The 19,012-nt window shown below is 66.1% G+C and carries 17 protein-coding genes; 7 read left to right on the top strand and 10 right to left on the bottom strand.

The window, feature by feature from the left end; genetic code table 11:
- Positions 1–106: 106 nt before the first annotated feature.
- Both FAZ69_RS22210 and FAZ69_RS22205 read right to left on the bottom strand, forming a co-directional pair.
- Positions 107–661: an RNA polymerase sigma factor gene (locus FAZ69_RS22210; RefSeq protein WP_136897236.1), complete on the bottom strand. Its 555-nt coding sequence runs from the start codon at positions 659–661 to the stop codon at positions 107–109.
- A 141-nt stretch (positions 662–802) separates the two neighbouring features.
- Positions 803–1,480 carry a Crp/Fnr family transcriptional regulator gene (locus FAZ69_RS22205; RefSeq protein WP_136897235.1) on the bottom strand — a complete coding sequence of 226 codons (678 nt, stop codon included), beginning with the start codon at positions 1,478–1,480 and terminating at the stop codon, positions 803–805.
- A gap of 492 nt (positions 1,481–1,972) precedes the next feature.
- On the opposite strand from FAZ69_RS22205, the gene FAZ69_RS22200 reads away from it, so the two are divergent.
- Positions 1,973–3,361, top strand: a complete 1,389-nt coding sequence (locus FAZ69_RS22200) for an MmgE/PrpD family protein (protein ID WP_136897234.1) — start codon at positions 1,973–1,975, stop codon at positions 3,359–3,361.
- The gene (locus FAZ69_RS22195; RefSeq protein ID WP_136897233.1) at positions 3,358–4,689 is read left to right on the top strand and encodes an LLM class flavin-dependent oxidoreductase; all 1,332 of its coding nucleotides are present in this window, start codon (positions 3,358–3,360) and stop codon (positions 4,687–4,689) included. The genes FAZ69_RS22200 and FAZ69_RS22195 overlap by 4 nt, the downstream gene beginning before the upstream one ends.
- Before the next feature lie 60 nt (positions 4,690–4,749).
- Here the strand turns inward: FAZ69_RS22195 and FAZ69_RS22190 are convergent, their stop codons facing one another.
- The 7 genes from FAZ69_RS22190 to FAZ69_RS22160 all read right to left on the bottom strand — a co-directional run bounded on the left by FAZ69_RS22190 (position 4,750) and on the right by FAZ69_RS22160 (position 12,436).
- Complete coding sequence (locus FAZ69_RS22190; protein WP_136897232.1) at positions 4,750–5,604, bottom strand: amino acid ABC transporter ATP-binding protein; 855 nt, start codon at positions 5,602–5,604, stop codon at positions 4,750–4,752.
- A complete protein-coding gene (locus tag FAZ69_RS22185; RefSeq protein ID WP_136897231.1) occupies positions 5,591–6,403 on the bottom strand; it encodes an amino acid ABC transporter permease in 813 nt (270 codons plus the stop codon). The genes FAZ69_RS22190 and FAZ69_RS22185 overlap by 14 nt, the downstream gene beginning before the upstream one ends.
- Positions 6,393–7,139 (bottom strand): amino acid ABC transporter permease, encoded by a 747-nt coding sequence (locus FAZ69_RS22180; protein WP_136897230.1) that lies wholly within the window; start codon positions 7,137–7,139, stop codon positions 6,393–6,395. Before FAZ69_RS22180 ends, FAZ69_RS22185 begins: the two co-directional genes overlap by 11 nt.
- Positions 7,136–7,996 (bottom strand): transporter substrate-binding domain-containing protein, encoded by an 861-nt coding sequence (locus tag FAZ69_RS22175; RefSeq protein ID WP_136897229.1) that lies wholly within the window; start codon positions 7,994–7,996, stop codon positions 7,136–7,138. The genes FAZ69_RS22180 and FAZ69_RS22175 overlap by 4 nt, the downstream gene beginning before the upstream one ends.
- A gap of 205 nt (positions 7,997–8,201) precedes the next feature.
- Positions 8,202–8,954: a hypothetical protein gene (locus FAZ69_RS22170; protein WP_240702409.1), complete on the bottom strand. Its 753-nt coding sequence runs from the start codon at positions 8,952–8,954 to the stop codon at positions 8,202–8,204.
- A gap of 115 nt (positions 8,955–9,069) precedes the next feature.
- The gene (locus FAZ69_RS22165; protein ID WP_240702407.1) at positions 9,070–10,413 is read right to left on the bottom strand and encodes a glycosyl hydrolase family 28 protein; all 1,344 of its coding nucleotides are present in this window, start codon (positions 10,411–10,413) and stop codon (positions 9,070–9,072) included.
- The gene (locus FAZ69_RS22160) at positions 10,406–12,436 is read right to left on the bottom strand and encodes a glycoside hydrolase family 28 protein (protein WP_240702405.1); all 2,031 of its coding nucleotides are present in this window, start codon (positions 12,434–12,436) and stop codon (positions 10,406–10,408) included. Before FAZ69_RS22160 ends, FAZ69_RS22165 begins: the two co-directional genes overlap by 8 nt.
- Positions 12,437–12,637: 201 nt before the next feature.
- Between FAZ69_RS22160 and FAZ69_RS22155 the strand changes: the two genes are divergently transcribed.
- Positions 12,638–13,576 (top strand): dihydrodipicolinate synthase family protein, encoded by a 939-nt coding sequence (locus tag FAZ69_RS22155; RefSeq protein ID WP_136897228.1) that lies wholly within the window; start codon positions 12,638–12,640, stop codon positions 13,574–13,576.
- Between the two features lie 26 nt (positions 13,577–13,602).
- A complete protein-coding gene (locus tag FAZ69_RS22150) occupies positions 13,603–15,183 on the top strand; it encodes an aldehyde dehydrogenase (NADP(+)) (RefSeq protein WP_136897227.1) in 1,581 nt (526 codons plus the stop codon).
- 129 nt (positions 15,184–15,312) lie between these two features.
- On the opposite strand, the gene FAZ69_RS34250 is transcribed toward FAZ69_RS22150, so the two are convergent.
- Complete coding sequence (locus FAZ69_RS34250; RefSeq protein WP_255451552.1) at positions 15,313–15,435, bottom strand: hypothetical protein; 123 nt, start codon at positions 15,433–15,435, stop codon at positions 15,313–15,315.
- Between the two features lie 74 nt (positions 15,436–15,509).
- On the opposite strand from FAZ69_RS34250, the gene araD reads away from it, so the two are divergent.
- From araD to FAZ69_RS22135, 3 genes are all read left to right on the top strand, one after another.
- Positions 15,510–17,267 carry an L-arabinonate dehydratase gene (gene araD / locus FAZ69_RS22145; RefSeq protein ID WP_136897226.1) on the top strand — a complete coding sequence of 586 codons (1,758 nt, stop codon included), beginning with the start codon at positions 15,510–15,512 and terminating at the stop codon, positions 17,265–17,267.
- Positions 17,268–17,487: 220 nt separating this feature from the next.
- A complete protein-coding gene (locus FAZ69_RS22140; protein WP_136897225.1) occupies positions 17,488–18,477 on the top strand; it encodes a TRAP transporter substrate-binding protein in 990 nt (329 codons plus the stop codon).
- 50 nt (positions 18,478–18,527) lie between these two features.
- On the top strand, positions 18,528–19,007 hold the full coding sequence (locus FAZ69_RS22135) for a TRAP transporter small permease (protein WP_136897224.1): 480 nt from the start codon (positions 18,528–18,530) through the stop codon (positions 19,005–19,007).
- Positions 19,008–19,012: the final 5 nt, after the last annotated feature.

The raw sequence follows: 19,012 nt of genomic DNA, 5'->3' as shown, positions 1-19,012 counted from the left end.
ACTCCTTAGGTACGGCATGGGGGTTGAGGAAAAAGGCGGACCGAAAGAGGCCCGCCTGGCTGGTGTTGTGATTACGGACGCACGGGGGATGCGTTTGTGAAGGCGCTCAGTCGAGCTTTTGGCGCAGCTTCTTGCGCAGCAGCTCCACGCGCTTGCGCGCGAGCGTTTCGTTGATGCCGAGCACGGCGGCGATCTGCGGATAGGGCCGGTCTTCTTCGAACTTCAAGGCGAAGAGCGTCTGCTGCTGCGGCGTGAGCGTGGCCAGCGCCTGCTCCACGCGGGCGAACTGCTGCTTGAGCGAGACCTGCTGCTCGGCGGGAGGCGCGTGGTCGGCAATCTCGATGACGTAGTCGTCGTCCCATTCGGCGCCGTGCTCGATCACGCGGTCCTCGCGTCCGCGGCGCCGCGCGTGGTCGAGGAAAGCGTGGTTGAGCGCGAGGAACAGGAAGCCCGCCAGGTTCTTCACGCGCTCGGGCGAGTGCAGCATGTAGACGTGGACCTTGAGCGCCGTGTCGGAGAGCAGGTCGTCGGCGCGATGCGGGTCGCCTTTGCACAGGAGGCGGGCGCGGCGCCGCAGCTTGCCGTGCATCTCCCGCCAGGTGTGGTCGAACTGGTTCGTGAGAGCGGCGGCTCTGTCGCCGGGGTGGGTTGTCGTGGTCATTCTGCGGTCTCCGTGGGTGTGGAAGCAGCAGAATCGGCGTAATGGTGTGAGGAATGCAGTCGCGTACGTAACAGTGACGGCGGGATTCGAAAGAGAGGGCGCCTCGCCATGAGTGCAAGGCGCGAGCGCGCCCCGCGGGCTTCACGCTTCGGCCGCGATGTGGCGCAAACGCTCGGGGTTCTCGATCCGCAGCATGTGCGCATGCGGGCGGATCAGGCCTTCGCGCTGCCACCGCTGCAGCAGCGTACTGAGCCGCGGACGGCTGACGTTGAGCATGGCGGCCATGATGCTTTGGTTGGCGGGGAGCCTGACATCGCGTTGCTCGCTGCCCTCCATCCGCGTGAGCAGGTGCCGCGCAAGCCTGGCTTCGAGCCGATACAGGCAGGCCGATTCGACGAAGTCGCTGAGTTGCTGGAGGCGGCCGCATAGCTGCTGTTGGATGCGCATCATGAAGGCGGGATCGGCCTGGAGCGGAGCGAAGTGCTGGCAATGGATCAGCGACACCTGGCAATCCGGACTCAGCTCGGCGTTGAAGCTGCGCCCATGCGGGTGAAGCAGCGCGCTTTCGCCGACGAGGCCGCCCGCGAGCGTGTAGTCGAGGATGATTTCGCGTCCGCCGGGCTCGTGCAGCGTGTGGTAGACGTGGCCGCGGTGGACGAAGGCAATGAAGTTCTCGGGATCGCCTTTGAAGAACAGCAGGCGGTTGCGGTGATCGGGCCAGGGGGTGACGTGTTCTTCGATGTGCAGCAGGAGCTTGTCCGGCAGGCCTTGTAGCAGCGGTGTGCAGCGTAGCGAGTTGGCGTGGGTGACGGGTGGCATGACGTCTCTGCGTTGAGTTGGTTGTCAGTGCAACTGCTATGCGGAAACGTCGTCTTGAGACGAATGTGAAAGGGGGAATCCATACCCTGTCAGGGTTGACAGCGTTGGCGGCGAGCGGTGCTGCAACCTTGCATTGAAAGGGATTTGTCACATTGGAGAGGTAGTGGGGCGGGTGTCGCGAAGCGATGCCATGAAGACGGAACGATAACGGGCGGGTGTTTTCGATCGGTGGCACAAACCGAAGGCGATAAAGATCGATAAGGATGGCGAAATTGCTAGGGAGGCAATGGCTATCTTTGATAGCTCGGCTCGTGCTTCGCCTCGAGACGCTTGCCGATCCGGACCACCGTTTTCTCTTCGCTGAAAACGCCATATCGAAAGCGGAAAAACTTGTTTGTGAAGCAAGCCGGGCGTCGCTAGGATGCGGCGAGCGGTGCGCCCGCCCGCTTGCGGCGCTTGCCGCTCCTCTCGACGATCTTGCCTGCCTCGAACATGTCCAGCTTTCCCTCTCCCGCTGCCGCGCAATCCGGCGCAGGCGTCACGCGCCGGCTCGCGGCCGCGATCGCGCGCGCAGCGCCGCTTAACGATGCCGCCGCCATCGCCGCCGCGCGGCGCGGCGTGCTCGATTTCCTGGCGGCTGCCTTTGCCGGCGCGAACGACGCCGGCTATCGCAAGCTGCTTGCCGTGATCGGCGAAGGCAGCCGAGGCGACGCCGCCGTCATCGGCCATCCGGAAACCGGCCGTCCTCACTCGCTCAACGCGCTCGATGCGGCGCTCGTCAACGGCTACGCGGGCCACGCGCTCGATTACGACGACGTGCACAGCAGCGTGCGCGGCCACCCAAGCACCGTGCTGCTGCCGGCACTCTTCGCGCTCGCGCAGACCGAGCGCCGCAGCGCGTACGATCTGCTCGCGGCGTACGTCGTCGGCGTCGAGACGATGGCGCGCCTGGGCCTCGCGCTCGGCAGCCGCCACTACGAGCGCGGCTTTCACAACACGGCGACGCTCGGTGCGCTGGGCGCGGCTGCCGCCGCATCGTTCCTGCTCGGGCTCGACGCCGCCGCGATCGACAACGCGCTCGGTCTCGCGGCCACGCAAGCGGCCGGCTTGCGTCTGCAATTCGGCAGCGAAGCGAAACCGCTCCACGCCGGGCAGGCCGCCCGCGCGGGCTTGCTCTCGGCGCGGCTCGCGGCGGCGGGCTTGCAGGGCTCGCCCGCGGCGCTCGACGGCCCGGAAGGCTTCTTCGCCGTGTTCGGCGACGGCGCGGCGCAGCCGGAGCGCGCGCTCGAAGGCTGGGGGGCGCCCTGGCAGATCGTCGCGCCCGGCTTGTACTTCAAGCCGTGGCCGTGCTGCACGGCCACGCACTATGCGGTGCACGCGGCGTTGACGTTGCGCGAGGCGCATCGTCTCGCGCCGGGCGATATCGAGCGCGCCGTCGTGACGTTTCCGCCCGGCGGCGACACGCCCCTTTCGCACCGCGCGCCGTCCACCGGGCTCGAAGGGCGCTTCAGCGTCGAGTACGCGCTGGCCGCGGCGTTGATCGACGGCGCGCTCTCTGTCGCGACGTTCGCCGATGTGCCGGTGCGCGCCGACCTCGCCGCATTCGCGCAGCGCGTGACGCGCGCGTACGACGCCACCGCGCCGCGCGCATCGACCGATCCCGCCACGCGCTTCTCGACGGTGGAAATCACACTGCGCGGCGGCGCGGTGCTGCGTCACAAGACCGACCGGCTGCATAGCGCAGACGACCTGCGCGCCAAGTTCGCCGACGCCGTCGGCCACGATCCCGCGTTCGCGACGCTGCCTGCCTTCGTCGACACGATGGAGACGGCCGGCGACCTCGCCATCCTCTTTCAAGCATTCCCCAGGATTCACGCATGAGCACGCCTCACCTTTCCGCCGCAAAACGGCAAATGCGCCTCGGACTCTTCATCCAGGGCGCGGGACACCACGTCGCTGGCTGGCGCCACCCGGACGCCGAAGCGGGCAGCGAGAACTTCGCGCTGATGCAGCGCATCGCGCAGACCGCCGAGCGCGCGAAGTTCGACATGGTGTTCCTCGCAGACGGCCTGACGAGCGGCCCGGATGCGCATCCGTCGATGGCGATGCGCCTCGAGCCGCTGTGCCTGCTGTCGGCGCTCGCGATGGTGACGCGCCACATCGGCCTCGCGGCCACCGCCTCGACGACCTACAGCGAGCCGTATCACGTCGCGCGCGCGTTCGCGTCGCTCGATCACCTGAGCCAAGGCCGCGCGGCCTGGAACGTGGTGACGACCTCCTACGACCGCACCGCCGCCAACTTCACGCGCGGCAACCATCCCGATCACGCCTTGCGCTACGAGATGGCGGGCGAGTTCGTCGACGTCGTCAGAGGCCTGTGGGACAGCTGGGACGACGACGCGCTCGTGCGCGACAAGGCGGCGGGCGTCTACTTCGATCCGGCGAAGGTCCATACGCTCGACCACCGCGGACGCTTCTTCTCGGTGAAGGGGCCGCTCAACGCATCGCGGCCGCCTCAGGGCCATCCGGTCGTGATCCAGGCGGGCTCGTCCGGGCCGGGCCAGGATCTGGCCGCGCGCACCGCGGAAGTGGTGTTCACCGCGCAGCAGACGCTCGACGAGGCGCGCATCTTCTATCGCGACCTCAAGGGGCGGCTCGCGAAGCACGGACGCGAGGGCGAGGCGCTGCACGTGATGCCGGGCGTGTTTCCGGTGATCGGCAAGACCGAGCAGGAAGCGAAGGACAAGTACGAGGCGCTGCAGCAGTGGACCGATACGTCGGGCGCGCTGACGCTGCTCTCCGATCGATTGGGGCATGACGTGTCCGGCTATCCGCTCGATGGGCCGCTTCCCGAGCTGCCGGAATCCGACCAGCTCAAGAGCCGCGCCAGGCTGCTGACCGATCTCGCGCGCCGCGACAACCTCACGTTGCGCCAGCTCTATCACCTGGTCGCGGGCGCGCGCGGGCACCGGATCGTCTGGGGGACGGCGGAGCAGGTGGCGGATGCGCTCGAAGAATGGTTCGTGGGCGAAGGGGCGGACGGCTTCAACATCATGCCGCCGTACTTTCCGGGCGGGCTCGACGATTTCGTCGAGGGCGTCGTGCCGGAATTGCAGCGGCGCGGCTTGTTCCGCACCGAGTACAGCGGGGCGACGCTGCGCGGTCACCTCGGGTTGCCCAGGCCGGCGAGCCGGTACGCGGCGGGTTGACGAGAACAGCGCGGCTCAGGAATCGGCCGCGCCGTTCGCAAGTGCCGCGGCCCCGTTGCCTCAGATCGCGAAATTGCGCAGTTCGAGCGGAAGCGCCGTGCGGGCCGCTGCCCGGTCCGCGCGACCCTGAGCGTGCTGCGCACGCTGTGCCGGATCGGTTGCGCGCGCAAGGAATTCGCGCGTGCGCGGATTCGCAGGCGCATGAAACACGCGGTTCGCGGGGCCGTGCTCGACGATCACACCGCTTTCCGTGAAATACACCGCATCGCTGACCTCCTCGGCAAAACGCATCTCGTGCGTGACGAGCACGCAGGTCATGCCGTCCCTCACCAGCTCGCGGATCACCGTGAGCACTTCGCCGACGGTCTCCGGATCGAGCGCCGAGGTCACTTCGTCGAACAGGATCAGGTCCGGCTGCATCGCCAGCGCCCGCGCGATGGCCACGCGCTGCTGCTGGCCGCCGGAGAGCTGGCCCGGATAGGCGTGCGCTTTGTCCGCGAGCCGCACTTTTTCCAATAGCTCATACGCAGTGCGCTTCGCGCTCGCCTTGTCGCGGCCGAGAATCCTGACGGGCGCGACGACGAGATTGTCCAGCACGCTCAGATGCGGAAACAGGTTGTACTGCTGGAAGACGAAGCCGACCCGCTTGCGCAATTCGATTTCGTCGCGCTCCGAGCTCAGCAGGTCCGCACGCGTGCCGTCGACTTCGATCGTGCCGCGCTGCGGGCGCAGCAAGCCGGTGATGCAGCGCAGGATCGTCGACTTGCCGGACCCGGACGGCCCGATGATGGTCACGGCCTGGCCGCGGAACACGTCGAGGTCGATGCCCTTGAGCACGGGACTTGCGCCGAACGACAAGTGGACGTCGCGCAGCCTCACGAGCGCTGGCGCGGGGCGGGATTCAGCTGAAGGCATGGCGTTTTTCGAGGTGGCGCGTGAAGCGCGCAATCGGATAGCAATAGAAGAAGAACAGGCCGAGCACGGCGAAGTAGACGAGCACGGTGAAGTCGGCGCGCGCGACGGTGTTGCTCGCGACCTGCGCGGTATCGAGCAGGTCGTGCACGCCGACCAGCGACGCGAGCGCGGTGCCCATCGTGATGCTCGCATAGAGGTTCATCCACGGCGGCAGCATGCGCTTCACACACTGCGGCAGGATGATCCAGCGGTACACCTGCGCGGGGCTGAACGCGAGCGAACGCGCCGCGTCCCACTGCGCGTGCGGGATCGACTGGATCGCGCCGCGAAAGATCTCGGCCACGTTCGCGCTGGCCGGGAACGCGAGGCCGAGCGTCACTTTCAGCCAGTCGGGAAACGGTACGGCATGGTGGCCGAGCGTGATCTCGAACGGGAACACGTAAGTCGAGAAATAGATCAGCACGAGCAGCGGCGCGTTGCGAAACGCCTGCACGTAGGCGCGCGCGGCGAGCCTCGCGATGCGCACCGGCGAGAGCAGCAGCGGCCCGAGCGCGAGGCCCGCGAGCGTGCCGAGCGCAATCGCCGCGAGGCTGATCTCGACGTTGACCCACAGCGCCTTGCCGAGCGCGGGCAGCCAGGTGACGAACGCGGACAACATGGCGCTCGCGGCGGCGCTGTGAAGAAGCTCGCGCTCCGCGAGCGCGAGCAATGCGCCCGTCGCGAGGACGGCGGCGAGCGCGCCGGGCCGTCCGCTGCGTGGTGCGTCCGCCTGGGCGGCGGAAAGCGGCTCAGTGGCCATAGCCGGCGATCCTCAAGCGCGCTTCGAGCCAGCGGCCCGCGCGGTTCACGGCGAACGTGAGCGCGCCGAAAAACAGCAGGATCAGGATCATCAGCTCGAGCACGTTGTCGCGCTGCGTCCAGATCATGATCGAAGCATAAGTAACGTCGCCGACCGCGATCGCGGAGGCGATGGTCGTCATCTTCACGAGGTCGACGAGGTTGTTGACGAGCGACGGCAGCGCGAAGCGCAGCGCGAGCGGCAGCTGCACGGTCCATAGCCGCTGCCGCCGGCTGTAGCCGAGCGACTGCGCCGCCTCGACGGTCGCGCGCGGCACCGCTTCGATGCCCGCGCGCAACGCCTCCGCGTGGAAGGCGCCCTGATGCAGCGAGATCACCACGGCACTCCAGACGAAGGGCGTCAGCGGATTGACCCCGCCCAGGTTGCGCAGCGCCGTGCTGAGCAGCATGTTCAGGACGAGAAACGCGCAGAAGAGCTGCACGAGCGAGGGCGTATTGCGCGTGAGTTCGACGAAGACGCGCGCGGGACGCGCAAGCGCCGCGCTCGGCGAGCGCAGCATGGCCGCGAGCGCGACGCCGGCGGCGAGACTGCCGGCCGTGGCCGCGGCGGACAGCTCGAGCGTGACGAGCATGCCGTGCAGGAACGACGCGCGCTCGTCGGCGGCGAGCGCGAAGCGGTAGTCGAGCCCGAGCTTGCCGAGCGCGGCGACGGCGGATTCGAGCGGCCCCGCGCTCATGTGCGCTGCGCCTTGAACTTCGCGTGCAGGTCGAGCACGGCTTGCGAAGGCTGCATGCCGTGTTTGCGCTCGGTATCGATCAGCCAGCCGCTGCGATGCCATTCCTCGACGATCTTTTCGAAGGCGTTTTGCGTATCGGTCTCGCCCTTGCGCACCCAGATCACCGACGGCGACGGAATCAAATCGTTCGGCGCGGGGATCGTGTAGTCCTTCCAGTCCGGATTGCTCGCGACGAGCAGGCGCAGCGTCGGCGCGACGTGCACGGCCGCGGCGCAGTTGTTGCCGCGCAGCGCCAGCAGCGATTCGGGCTGCCCGCGGAAGGCCTTGACCTGCGCGCCGTACTCGTCGGCCAGCGGCTTCGCGTAGTTGCTCCCTTGCGAGACGCACACGGCCTTGCCGCGCACGTCGTTCCAGGTCTTGATGCCGCTGTCCTTGCGGGTGATGAGCGCACCGCCGATTTCCTCGAATGGTGTCGGCGGATAGGAGAGGATTTCAGCGCGTTCCTTGGTGACTTCCATGTTGGCGATCAGCGCGTCCACCTTCCCTTGCTGCAGGAACTGGACGCGATTGGACGGCTGCACGGGCGTCATTTCCAGCTCGACGCCAAGACGTTTGGCGAGATCCTGCGCGAGATCGACGTTGAAGCCGACGGGCTTCTGCGTGGCCGGGTCGAGCGAGCCGAACGGCGGGCCGGACAGGATCACGCCGACGACGATCTTGTGGCGTTCGTGAATGCGGTCGAGCGTGGCGTCGGCTCGGGATGTATTGGCGGCGAAGGCGCTTGCCAGGGCGAGCGCGGCGAATGACGCCCGGCTAAGGCGGCGCGCGAGAGAGGGGCGGGTCGATCGGTTGTGCATGGCGGATGAGTCGTGCGGTCGGGTGAGTCGCGGCGTGCGCAGGCTCGCGCCGGGAACAGGCGTGCAGCGCTTTGACGTGAACGGGAATTGTCGATGAGGCGGGCACGAACCCGAACCAATGCTTTCTCATACCGTTATCTGCATTGCGCATTTGGGCAGAGGGGGCGGCTGCGATGGCGGCGGTTGCGACGATGCGGCGTCGCGATCACTCCGCCCGTTGCCGCCCTTCGCGGCCCAGCCTGTCATAGCTCGTGACAGCCTTTTCCAGGACTTCGAGCATGTACCTGCGATGATGTTCTTCGTCGCGCTTGTCGAGCCAATGCGGGACGGGATATCGGGACTCCGGCGCGGACGACGATGACGCCTGGTCATCTTCAGCGCGCTGCCGCCACTCCCCGATAACCTGATCCAGTTGCGCGTCGTCGTTCTGATACCAGGCTTGCACAACCTGTGCGCCGAGCATGCTTTGCCGCAGGCGGTCGCGTTGCTGACGCCAGATCGCAATGCGATCGATATCGACCGTGGAGGCATCGGTGGCGTCGCCCAGATTCTGGGCCGCCAGCAAATCGTCATGCGCTTTCATGTAAGCCTGATAACGCCCGACGATTCGTACCGCTTCGCTGTTGGCGGGCGAAGGCAGATTGGCTTTCAGGTAGGCCTTCAATTGATCTGCGCGATCGCCGTCCTGCTGCCCCAGCAGAAAGAAATTGATCAGATCGAGCAATGCGGAATTGACGATCAGCTCGTGATTTTCCGTGACAGCCAGGCCTGAATCGGCGGGCGCAATGCCTTGCGCGGTCCCGGGAAAGGGGTTGGGTGCGAAAGGGGCGGACGCCGGGCCCGGCGCGAGCCCTTGGCTCGTTGCCGTGGTGTCCGGCTCGGCATGCCGAGTGCGGACCACGCCTATCGCTATCGACAAGGCGAGGATCGCCGCAGCGCCTACGCACAGACGCCACATATATCCGGCTTGTCCGCCTTCGCATCGAGTCCGCATGGATACTCCATTCAGAAGCCACGCAGACGGGGCGCGCATCGCTCCCGCCGCATGGCTGCTTGCATCGATATGACGGGGGTTAGAACGAGCAGCTCGGCACACTGCCGGTCATCGTGAAGCTGGACGTGGAGACGCCGGTTCCCGAAGGCGTGTCGTTCGAATTGTCCAAGCCGACCTTGGCGTACTGGTCGCCGCTTTGCGCGGTCGCGTCGAGGCTGACATTGGCCAGATAGGCGCCGACCGGGTAACTCGAATTGCGTCCGTCGATCTTCGTATAGGCGCCCGAGACCGACTCGGTGGAGTAAGCGCCGTTGACGACGATGTTCGACAACGATGGACTGCCGCCTGTCGTGCAGGTGTTGTAGTTGGTGTCCATGACGACCAGGTGCTTGACGTTGATCATGCAGGTATTGACGTAGCTCACCTGCTGCACCGTCAGCGAGCACGGGCCGGTCTTGACGTTGATGCCGTTGGCGTCGGTCGATGCCGTCCCGCTCAGATCTTTCCCGTAGACATAGTTGTTCTGGAAAAGAATGTTGGAGACAGTGTTCTTGTCGATGCTGCCGACGGAGAGGCCGTGCGTCCCATGCAGCTTGGTGTTCGAAACGGTGACGTTCGAGATGTTTCCGGAGTTGGTCTTGACCGCGATGCCGTCGTCGCCGGCCTCGATGTCGGACTGCGTGACGGTGGCGTTGGTGAGGCTGTCGATGTCGATGCCGTCGGCGTTCTTGCGTGTTGCAGGGGTGCGGATGGAGACACCCCACGCGGTGAAGCCGCTGCCGCCTTCCACATACAGATTGGGGTGGGCCGCCTGGGCCAGCGTCACGTTGTAGACGATGAAGTTGGAGATATTGCTGGCCTGCACGAGCCGCGGCGTTCCGCTGATGAGATCGCCCCGGCCGTCGACTGTTCCAGGGCCCATCAACGATGCGTCAGTACCCGAGAATGACAACAACTGGGCGCTGCTGGAGTAGCTGTTGCCGTACAAGGTCGTTCCCGAGCTGATGACCAGGCCGGCGCCGTTGATCGTCAGGCTCCCGGTATAAAAAGCATCGTTGGAGCCCGATGGCGCCAGCACGACGCTCTTTCCGGTTCCCGCGCAATTGTTCAATTGCTGCTGGATGCGGCTGGTATCGTCGGAAGTCGGCGGCGAGGACCGTTGCGAACTCGAGTAATTTGCATAAAGCGTGGTGCAGACACCGGGATAAGCGGGCTGTGTGACGGTTCGGCTGTCGCCCGTCGCCAACGTTTGTGCTCCGGCGGATATCGCCGAAAAAGAGAAAGCGGCTGCAATCACGAATGTGGCTTTATACGTTCTTTTCATCGAAGTACCACTCCTGTCATGAAAGGTTTGCTGTTTGACATCTGGAGATGCTCGAGCCAACTGCACATCGACAACGATCTCATCCGGCCTTTTATCCAACGAGCTTGGTGTTATACGTCGTCCCCCCTATCACGACGTTGCTCAACGTAATCGCATTCACGTTGTTCACGTAGATCGGCCCGGGCGTCGTCGCCGAGGCCGTGCCGTCGCATATCGGCGTGCCCAAATTGCAGTTCGAAATCGTGACGCCGGTAATGGGCGTTACCGCGGGCGCGGGCGCCGGCCCGTTGTAGTCGGACGCGACCGGCCCTTGGGCGACGATCGCCTGGAAGCACGACGCAGTGTGGCCGTTCAACGTGACATTGCTCGCGTTCACATTCGAGATGTTCACGTTCTTGACCACCGGTGGGCTCTCGCGCACGGCGTCACCGGCCGGCGAGTAATCGCAGTCGAACGTAATGAGCCCGCCTGCCGAAGCGGACGGATTGGACGCAGCCGCAGTCGTGACCCCGAGCGGCGCCGACGTGTCGATCGGGCTGCCCGCGAGCATGTTGCTGCTGCCGTAGCCGCTGCCCGCGAGGTTGATGCCGTTGGGCAAATCGACGTCGGTGATGTACACGTTCTGAACGAAGCCCCCGCGGCTCATGTTCGTCTTGATGCGGATCGCGATGTTCAGCGGATTGGTCGCCCAGCTCTGGTTGAGCATGTTCAGGTTGCGCGCGTAGATGTTCTCCACGCCGGCGCTCATCTCGCTGCCGAGCGTAATGCCGCCGTGTCCGCTGTTCATCGTGCAGTTCACGATCACGTGGTCCCGCGCGGGGCCGTACTCGGTGTCGAGCGCTTTGCCCGACTTGATCGCGATGCAGTCGTCGCCGGTGTTGAACGTCACCGAGTCGCACAGCACGTATTGGCACGCATCGGGGTCGAAGCCGTCGTTGTTGGGGCCGATGCTGTCCGCGAATACGCCCCGTATGACCACGTATGCACAGTCGACCGGATGGTGCTGCCAGAACGGCGTGTTCTGGGTGTGGTAGTCCTGCATCAGCACGTTGGTGCAGCCGATGAATTCCACCATGCAGGGCCGCAGGTAATGCCCCTGGCCGAAGATGCGCTGCGCGACGGGCACGCCGAGCTCGGAGAGCGCGGGCAGGTAGTTCTGGTCCTGCTGCCACGGCGCTTTCGTCGAGCTCGTGATCAAGTCGAGCAGCGCCGTATTGGCGCTCGTCAGCGCGGCGTTGTTCGGATTGGCGTAGGCCTGGGAAGGCGTCGAGGAATTGACGCAGCCGTACTGGCCATTCGAGCCCTTGAAGGTCCACCAGCAGGTGGCCGTGCTGCCGCTGCCCGAGAAAGGCGTCATCGCCTGGCCGTTCAGGATCGAGCTGTCGCCCTCGCCGGTGAGCGCGATGTTGGTCTGCTTGTACGCATAGACCGGCGAGCCGAAGTTCAGACAATCGTTTGCCTGCCAGCGCGAGAAGTACAGGTTTCCGTTTGCGCCGCAGTTGATGGGCCCGTGCGCTGCATAGTCCGCGGGGTTGGGGCTGAAGTAGATCGTGCAGCCGGCGCTCAGATGGAAATTGACGTTGCTGAGCAGCACGATCGGGCCGCCGCAATACCAGTTGCCGGCCGGCACCACGACCCGGCCGCCGCCCGCCGCGTTGGCTGCCGCGATCGCATTGTTGAACGCGTGGTACGAATCGAACGCCGTGCCCGTGACGGTCGCGGGGACATTCAAGTCGGCCCCGGGGCTCAGGGGTTGCGCATACGGATTCGCCGTCGTCTGGACCTGGGTCGTGAGAGGCTGCGCGCCGTAATCGGTGACGAGGAAATCGAACCTGCGGAACATCGCGTGGTTGATCGGCGAGAGCGACGACATGATGCGCGTGGCCGTCCCGCCGGCGCCCCAGATCGGGTCCGCGTCCGCGGCAACGGCGGCGGTGGATGAGGTGGTCGTCCCGGAGGCGGTGGCCGATCCCGAGCCCCCGCCGCATCCGGGCAAGGCGCCCAATAGCGCGGCGCCTGCGGACGCTCCCGCGAACACCATGAATGTGCGGCGTCCCGGCGAAATCAGCTCGCCATCGTGATGTGCGCCTGCCTCGTGCCTCTCGTAGTCACGCTTTGACATTTGACGCTGTCTCCTTGTTTGGCCGTTTCCGGATGTCCATCGGCGCAATCGCATCGAGAAAGATCCAGTAAGGCGGATTTTCGTCAGACAAAAGAACACTTGTCAAGCGAGATTGCTAATTCTCAAATGTTGTTTGACAACATGAGGGGCGCGGTGTACCGTTCGATCTGTCAGAAATCAAAACACCCGATTCGAGGCCCCATGAACGTGTCCCCAGTTGTCGAGAGCGAATTTGCGTCGTCCGTGATGGCGGTGCCGCCGCTGGCGCGCCGCGCCGACCTGTCGCTCGACGTCGCCGAAAACCAGAAGCTGATCCGTTACATCGAGGCCGGAGGCGTGCGCACGCTGCTCTATGGCGGCAACGCGAACTTCTATCACGTCGCGGTGAGCGAGTATCGCGAGTTGCTCGACATGCTGGCCGAAAGCGCCGCGCCGGGCACCCGCGTGATCCCGGCGATCGGCCCCGACTTCGGCAAGATGCTCGACCAGGCGCGCATCCTCGCGCAGACCTCGTATCGGACCGCGATGGTGCTGCCGCTGGCCGGCTTCACGACGTCCGAGGGTGTCGAGGCGGGGCTCACGCGCATCGTCGACGCCGCCGGCATTCCGCTCACGCTCTACGTCAAGAGCGAGAACTACGTGGACGTCGATACGCTCGCGCGGCTTGTCGATCGCGGCACGCTGGCCGCGGTGAAGTACGCGATCGTGCGCGAGAACCCTTCGGACGATCCCTATCTGCGCCGTCTGCTGCAAAGCGTGAATCCGTCGCGCGTGGTGTCGGGCATGGGCGAGCGTCCGGCGCTCGTGCATATGCGCGAGTTCGGTCTCGCTGCGTGGACGACCGGTTCGGGCTGCATCGCGCCGCACGCGGTCACCGAGCTGATGCGCGCGATCCGCGAGTCGCGCGATGCCGACGCGCAGCGCATCTACGACGCCTTCATGCCGCTCGAAACGCTGCGCGACGACATCTCGCTGATCCGCGTTTTGCACGACGCGGTGACGTTTTCGGGCGTCGCGGACATGGGCGCGATTTTGCCGCTGCTCAGCGAGACGCCGAAGGCGCATCACGCGGCCGTGCGCGCGGCCGCGCAAGCGCTGCTCGCGTTCGAGCACGGCCTGAAGGCCGAGGTTTGCGCGTAATGGGGCAACTAGCTAGAGGAGGCACGATGCGGATTGCAGGTGAGATGTTGTTGGGTGCGTCCCCGGTGCGGGGCGCAAACGGGACGCTGCGCGCGTTCGACCCGGCGCAAAACCGGGAGATCGAGCCGGCGTTCGGCGCGGGCGGCGCAGAGGATGTCGAGCGCGCCTGCGAGCTGGCCGAAGCGGCGTTCGATGCGTTTCGCGCCGCGCCGCTCGAAGTGCGCGCGAGTCTGCTCGAAGCGATCGCCGAGAACATCGTCGCGCTCGGCGATGCGCTGATCGAGCGCGCGCATGTCGAATCGGCGTTGCCCAAGGCGCGCCTCGAAGGCGAGCGCGCTCGCACGGCCGGGCAGTTGAAGCTGTTCGCCTCGCTCGTGCGCGAAGGCCGCTGGTGCGGCGCCGTGCTCGATTCGGCGTTGCCCGAGCGCAAGCCGCTGCCGCGTTCCGATCTGCGCTCGCAGAAGATTCCGCTCGGCGCGGTAGCGGTGTTCGGCTCGAGCAATTTTCCGCTGGCGTTTTCCGTGGCGGGCGGCGATACCGCTTCCGCGCTCGCGGCCGGTTGCCCGGTCGTGGTGAAGGCCCACCCGGCGCATCTGGGGACCTCCGAGCTGGTTGGCCGCGCGATCCAGAAGGCCGTCGCCGACAGCGGCTTGCCCGAAGGCGTGTTTTCGCTGGTGATCGGCGCCGGCAATGCAATAGGCGAGGCGCTCGTCGCTCATCCGGCGATCAAGGCGGTCGGCTTCACGGGCTCGCGCCGCGGCGGTCTCGCTTTGGCCGACATCGCCGCGCGCCGCAAGGAACCGATCCCCGTCTATGCGGAGATGAGCAGCGTCAATCCGATGTTCCTGATGCCCGCTGCGCTCGAATCGCGCGGCGCGGCGCTGGCGCAGGGCTTCGCCGATTCGCTGACGCTCGGCGTCGGCCAGTTCTGTACCAATCCGGGGCTGCTGATCGCGCTCGACGGCCCCGCGCTCGATCGCTTCATCGAAGCGGCTGCCCAAGCGATCGGGCAGAAGAGCGCGCAGACCATGCTGACTGCGGGAATCGCGGCGGCCTATCAGGACGGCATCGACGAGCGCGCGCGCACGGCAGGCGTGACCCGCGTGGCCGACGGCGCTTCGAGCGATGCGCACTGTGCGGCGCGCGCCGCGCTCTTCAAGACGACGGCGGACGCGTTCCTTGCGAACACGCAGCTGCAGGACGAGATTTTCGGGCCGGCCTCGCTGATCGTCGCGTGCCGCGATATCGATGAGCTTCATCGGGTCGCCGAGCACCTGGAAGGGCAGTTGACGGCGACGCTCCAGATCGACCCGGACGACCATGCGCTGGCGCGGCGTCTCTTGCCGACGCTCGAGCGCAAGGCGGGGCGCATCCTCGCGAACGGCTTTCCGACCGGCGTCGAGGTCGGCTATGCGATGGTGCACGGCGGCCCGTTCCCGGCGACGTCGGATGCGCGCACGACTTCGGTCGGCGCGATGGCGATAGAGCGCTTCCTGCGGCCGGTCTGCTACCAGGACCTGCCTGAAGCGCTGTTGCCGGCGGCGTTGCAGGAGGGCAATCCGCTGGGCCTCTGGCGTTTGCGCGATGGCGAGCTCGTGCGCCGCTGACCGTGCCGCACACGAAATAGAACAAGCAGCGCGGTTGCCGGGAGCGGGACACGCTCCCGGCAACCGCCGTCTTGCGGATCGGTCATAGAAGAGTGGTGAGGAGATACCGTGTTCGATTCGGACGGACAGTCAGGCCGCTTGCCTGACTTGCAGATCGATGCCGCGCGTCTTGCCGGCGCCGCGGTCCGTCCACGTCTTGCGCCGCATTGCCTGGGCATCGAGCCCGCGCGCGAACGCGCCTTCTCCCATCATCGATAGCCACGCTCCAGAGCCCGCTCGCTTTCGGCAGCAGGCGTTTCACTGACTGAGTTTTGCGGAGAGTAGAAGTGAGCACGAAGAGAAAGACCCCCGAAGACCTGCGCAGCCACCGCTGGTACGGCGTGAACGACCTGCGCTCGTTCGGCCACCGCTCGCGCACGGCGCAGATGGGCTACAGCCGCGAGGAATACGCGGGCAAGCCGGTGATCGCGATCCTCAACACGTGGAGCGAGATCAACCCGTGCCACACGCACTTCAAGCAGCGCGTCGAAGAGGTGAAGCGCGGCATCTGGCAGGCCGGGGGCTTTCCGGTCGAGCTGCCGGTGCAGACGCTCTCCGAGCCGTTCCAGAAGCCGACCACGATGCTCTACCGCAACTTCCTCGCGATGGAAGTGGAGGAGACGCTGCGCTCGTATCCGGCCGACGGCGTGGTGCTGATGGGCGGCTGCGACAAGACCACGCCGGCGCTGTTGATGGGCGCGATCTCGATGGACCTGCCCGCGATCTTCCTGCCGGCCGGCCCGATGCTCAACGGCAACTGGAACGGCCGCACGCTGGGCTCGGGCTCGGACACCTGGAAATACTGGGCCGACCTGCGCGCGGGCAAGATCACCGAGGACGACTGGAAGGGCGTGGAAGGCGGCATCGCGCGCTCGCCGGGCCACTGCATGACGATGGGCACGGCCTCGACGATGACGAGCGCGGCCGAGGCGCTGGGCTTCACGCTGCCGGGCTTTGCCTCGATTCCGGCGCCCGATTCGCGTCACGCGCAGATGTCCGCGCAAACGGGCATGCGCATCGTCGAGATGGTGTGGGAGGACTTGAAGCCATCGGACATCCTCACCGCCCAGTCGGTCGACAACGCGGTGACGACGTGCCTCGCGCTATCGGGCTCCACGAACGCGATCGTGCACATGATCGCGCTGGCGCGCCGCGCGGGCATCGAGCTGACGCTCGGCCGCTACGACGACATTTCGCGGCGCACGCCGGTGCTCGCCAACGTCCGCCCGACGGGCCAGTACCTGATGGAGGACTTCTACTACGCGGGCGGCCTGCGGGCGATGCTCAAGGAACTGGGCGAGCTGATCGACGGCACGCAGCGCACGGTCAACGGCAAGACGCTGGGCGAGAACATTGCGGACGCGGAGATCTATAGCGGCGAAGTGATCCGGCGGCGCGCAACGCCGGTGATGCCCGACACGGGTCTTGCGGTGCTGCGCGGCAACCTCGCGCCCGACGGCGCGGTGATCAAGCCGGGCGCGGCCGATCCGAAGCTGCACGTGCACACGGGCCGGGCGGTGGTGTTCAGGGACTACAACGACATGGCCGCGCGCATCGACGACGAGGCGCTGGACATCGACGAGAGCTGCGTGATCGTGCTGCAGCACGCGGGGCCGGTGGGCGCGCCGGGGATGCCGGAGTGGGGGCAACTGCCGATTCCGAAGAAGCTGCTGCAACAGGGCGTGCGCGACATGCTGCGGATCTCCGATGCGCGCATGAGCGGCACGAGCTACGGGGCGTGCGTGCTGCACGTGGCGCCGGAGTCGTTCATCGGCGGGCCGCTGGCGCTGGTGAAGGACGGCGACCTGATCGAGCTGGACGTGCCGGGGCGCCGGCTGAACGTGCTGATCTCCGACGAGGAGATGGCGCGCCGCCGGGCGGCGTGGGTGGCGCCGCCGCCGCGCTTCACGCGCGGCTATGGGGCGATGCACCAGATCCACGTGATGCAGGCGGACAAGGGGTGCGATTTCGACTTCCTGCAGCGCGAAGGGGCGGGCGCATGCGGCGCGGCGGGTGGCAAGGCCGGGGAGCCGGAGATCCACTGATGCACCGCGCACATGACGCCGCCGCATCACGATGCGCGTCCAAGCGCCTTCGGGAATGTACTAGGGCGCAAGGTCTGGAGATGTAAATACAATCTAAAACATTGTCTTACAACATCGCCGTTTTGGCGAAGATGTCAGCCACGCCGCCATCGAATGTGTGGAGCACGGCGATCAGCGCGGCAAGCGCACTGGCTGGACGGTCACTCAGAGGAGATCACAGATGAAACGGAAGTTCGCCCTGTCGGCCATCGCAACGACGGTTGCCGCCGCCCTCGCCTTGGGCCCGGGCGCCGCCCAGGCGCGCGTGTTCCGCGCTGCCGACGTGCACAGCGACACGTTCCCGACCACCATGGCGCTGAAGTTCATGGGCGACGAGATCGGCAAGCAGACGAACGGGCAGGACAGCGTGAAGGTCTTCGGCAACAGCGCGCTGGGCTCGGAGAACGACACGATCGACCAAGTCCGCATCGGCGCGATCGACATGGTCCGTGCGAACGCGGCGGCGTTCAACGACATCGTGCCCGAGTCGATGATTCCGTCGCTGCCGTTCCTGTTCCGCGACATCGATCACTTCCGCAAGGTCATGTACGGCCCGGAAGGCCAGAAGATCCTCGACGCGTTCAAGGCCAAGGGCATGATCGCGCTCACGTTCTACGAGAGCGGCGCGCGATCGATCTATGCGAAGAAGGCGATCCATTCGCCGGCCGACATGAAGGGCCTGAAGGTGCGCGTGCAGCCGTCCGGCCTGATGGTCGACGAGATCAAGGCGATGGGCGGCACGCCGACGCCGATGCCGTTCGCCGAGGTCTACACGGGACTCAAGACCGGCCTGATCGACGCGGCCGAGAACAACATCCCGTCGTACGTGGAGACGAAGCACTACGAAGTGGCGCCCGTGTACTCGGAAACCGAGCACTCGATGACGCCGGAAGTCGTGGTGTTCTCGAAGAAGATCTGGGACACGCTGACGCCGCAAGAGCAGCAGGCGGTCCGCAAGGCGGCGGCCGATTCGGTGCCGTACTACGAGAAGCTGTGGGTCGCGAAAGAGAGCGAAGGCGTGCAGACCGTGACCAAGGCGGGCGTGACGATCGCGCCCGCCGCGCAGATCGATCGCGCGGCGTTCGTGAAGGCGATGCAGCCGGTCTGGGCGAAGTACGAGAAGACGCCGCAGATGAAGCAGATCGTCGACGAGATCCAGGCGGTTCAGTAAGCACGCTTTCGAACCGCCATGCAAAGCTCGTCTTGCGGAGGAAGGGATAGATGAACTTCGTGAAGCACCCGAACCGAATCGTCGCCGGCGTGGTGACGGTGCTGGCGTCGATCTGCCTCGCCGTGCTGAGCGTGCTGGTCATCTACAGCGTGGTGATGCGCTACGTTTTCGACGACGCCCCCGACTACGTCGAGCCGATCGGACTGCTGCTGGTGCTGGTCATCGCCTTCATGGGCGCGGCCCAGAAGGTGCGCGACGGCGGGCACATCGGCCTCGATTCGCTGGTGAAGTCGCTGCCGCCCAAAGCGCAGTTCGCGCTCGAAGTGTTCCAGCAGCTTTGCCTGATTGCCTTTTCCATAGCGGTCTGCTTCGGCTCGAAGGACATGGCCATCACCAAGCTCGACGACCAGATTCCGATCCTCGGCTTGCCGGAAGCGGTCCGCTATGCGATCCCGTTCGTTGCCAGCGCCTGCACCATTCTTTTCTCAATCGAGCACATCTTGACGCTCATCGCGCGTAAGCGGACGTGATCTCA

The sequence above is a fragment of the Trinickia terrae genome (genome assembly GCF_005144415.1).
GTDB classification, from domain to species: Bacteria; Pseudomonadota; Gammaproteobacteria; order Burkholderiales; family Burkholderiaceae; genus Trinickia_A; species Trinickia_A terrae.
Note: the sequence above shows the minus strand (reverse complement) of the source record. Positions and strands in the feature narration are given on the sequence as shown.

Bases quoted from the DNA above. Each gene is read 5' to 3' on its own strand.
- FAZ69_RS22170 (WP_240702409.1), bottom strand. From the start codon at position 8,954: ATGTGGCGTCTGTGCGTAGGCGCTGCGGCGATCCTCGCCTTGTCGATA.
- FAZ69_RS22150 (WP_136897227.1), top strand. From the start codon at position 13,603: ATGCGGATTGCAGGTGAGATGTTGTTGGGTGCGTCCCCGGTGCGGGGC.
- FAZ69_RS22190 (WP_136897232.1), bottom strand. From the start codon at position 5,604: ATGCCTTCAGCTGAATCCCGCCCCGCGCCAGCGCTCGTGAGGCTGCGC.
- FAZ69_RS22205 (WP_136897235.1), bottom strand. From the start codon at position 1,480: ATGCCACCCGTCACCCACGCCAACTCGCTACGCTGCACACCGCTGCTA.
- FAZ69_RS22155 (WP_136897228.1), top strand. From the start codon at position 12,638: ATGAACGTGTCCCCAGTTGTCGAGAGCGAATTTGCGTCGTCCGTGATG.
- FAZ69_RS22135 (WP_136897224.1), top strand. From the start codon at position 18,528: ATGAACTTCGTGAAGCACCCGAACCGAATCGTCGCCGGCGTGGTGACG.
- FAZ69_RS34250 (WP_255451552.1), bottom strand. From the start codon at position 15,435: ATGATGGGAGAAGGCGCGTTCGCGCGCGGGCTCGATGCCCAGGCAATG.
- FAZ69_RS22175 (WP_136897229.1), bottom strand. From the start codon at position 7,996: ATGCACAACCGATCGACCCGCCCCTCTCTCGCGCGCCGCCTTAGCCGG.
- FAZ69_RS22195 (WP_136897233.1), top strand. From the start codon at position 3,358: ATGAGCACGCCTCACCTTTCCGCCGCAAAACGGCAAATGCGCCTCGGA.
- FAZ69_RS22180 (WP_136897230.1), bottom strand. From the start codon at position 7,139: ATGAGCGCGGGGCCGCTCGAATCCGCCGTCGCCGCGCTCGGCAAGCTC.
- FAZ69_RS22140 (WP_136897225.1), top strand. From the start codon at position 17,488: ATGAAACGGAAGTTCGCCCTGTCGGCCATCGCAACGACGGTTGCCGCC.
- FAZ69_RS22160 (WP_240702405.1), bottom strand. From the start codon at position 12,436: ATGTCAAAGCGTGACTACGAGAGGCACGAGGCAGGCGCACATCACGAT.
- FAZ69_RS22185 (WP_136897231.1), bottom strand. From the start codon at position 6,403: ATGGCCACTGAGCCGCTTTCCGCCGCCCAGGCGGACGCACCACGCAGC.
- FAZ69_RS22210 (WP_136897236.1), bottom strand. From the start codon at position 661: ATGACCACGACAACCCACCCCGGCGACAGAGCCGCCGCTCTCACGAAC.
- FAZ69_RS22200 (WP_136897234.1), top strand. From the start codon at position 1,973: ATGTCCAGCTTTCCCTCTCCCGCTGCCGCGCAATCCGGCGCAGGCGTC.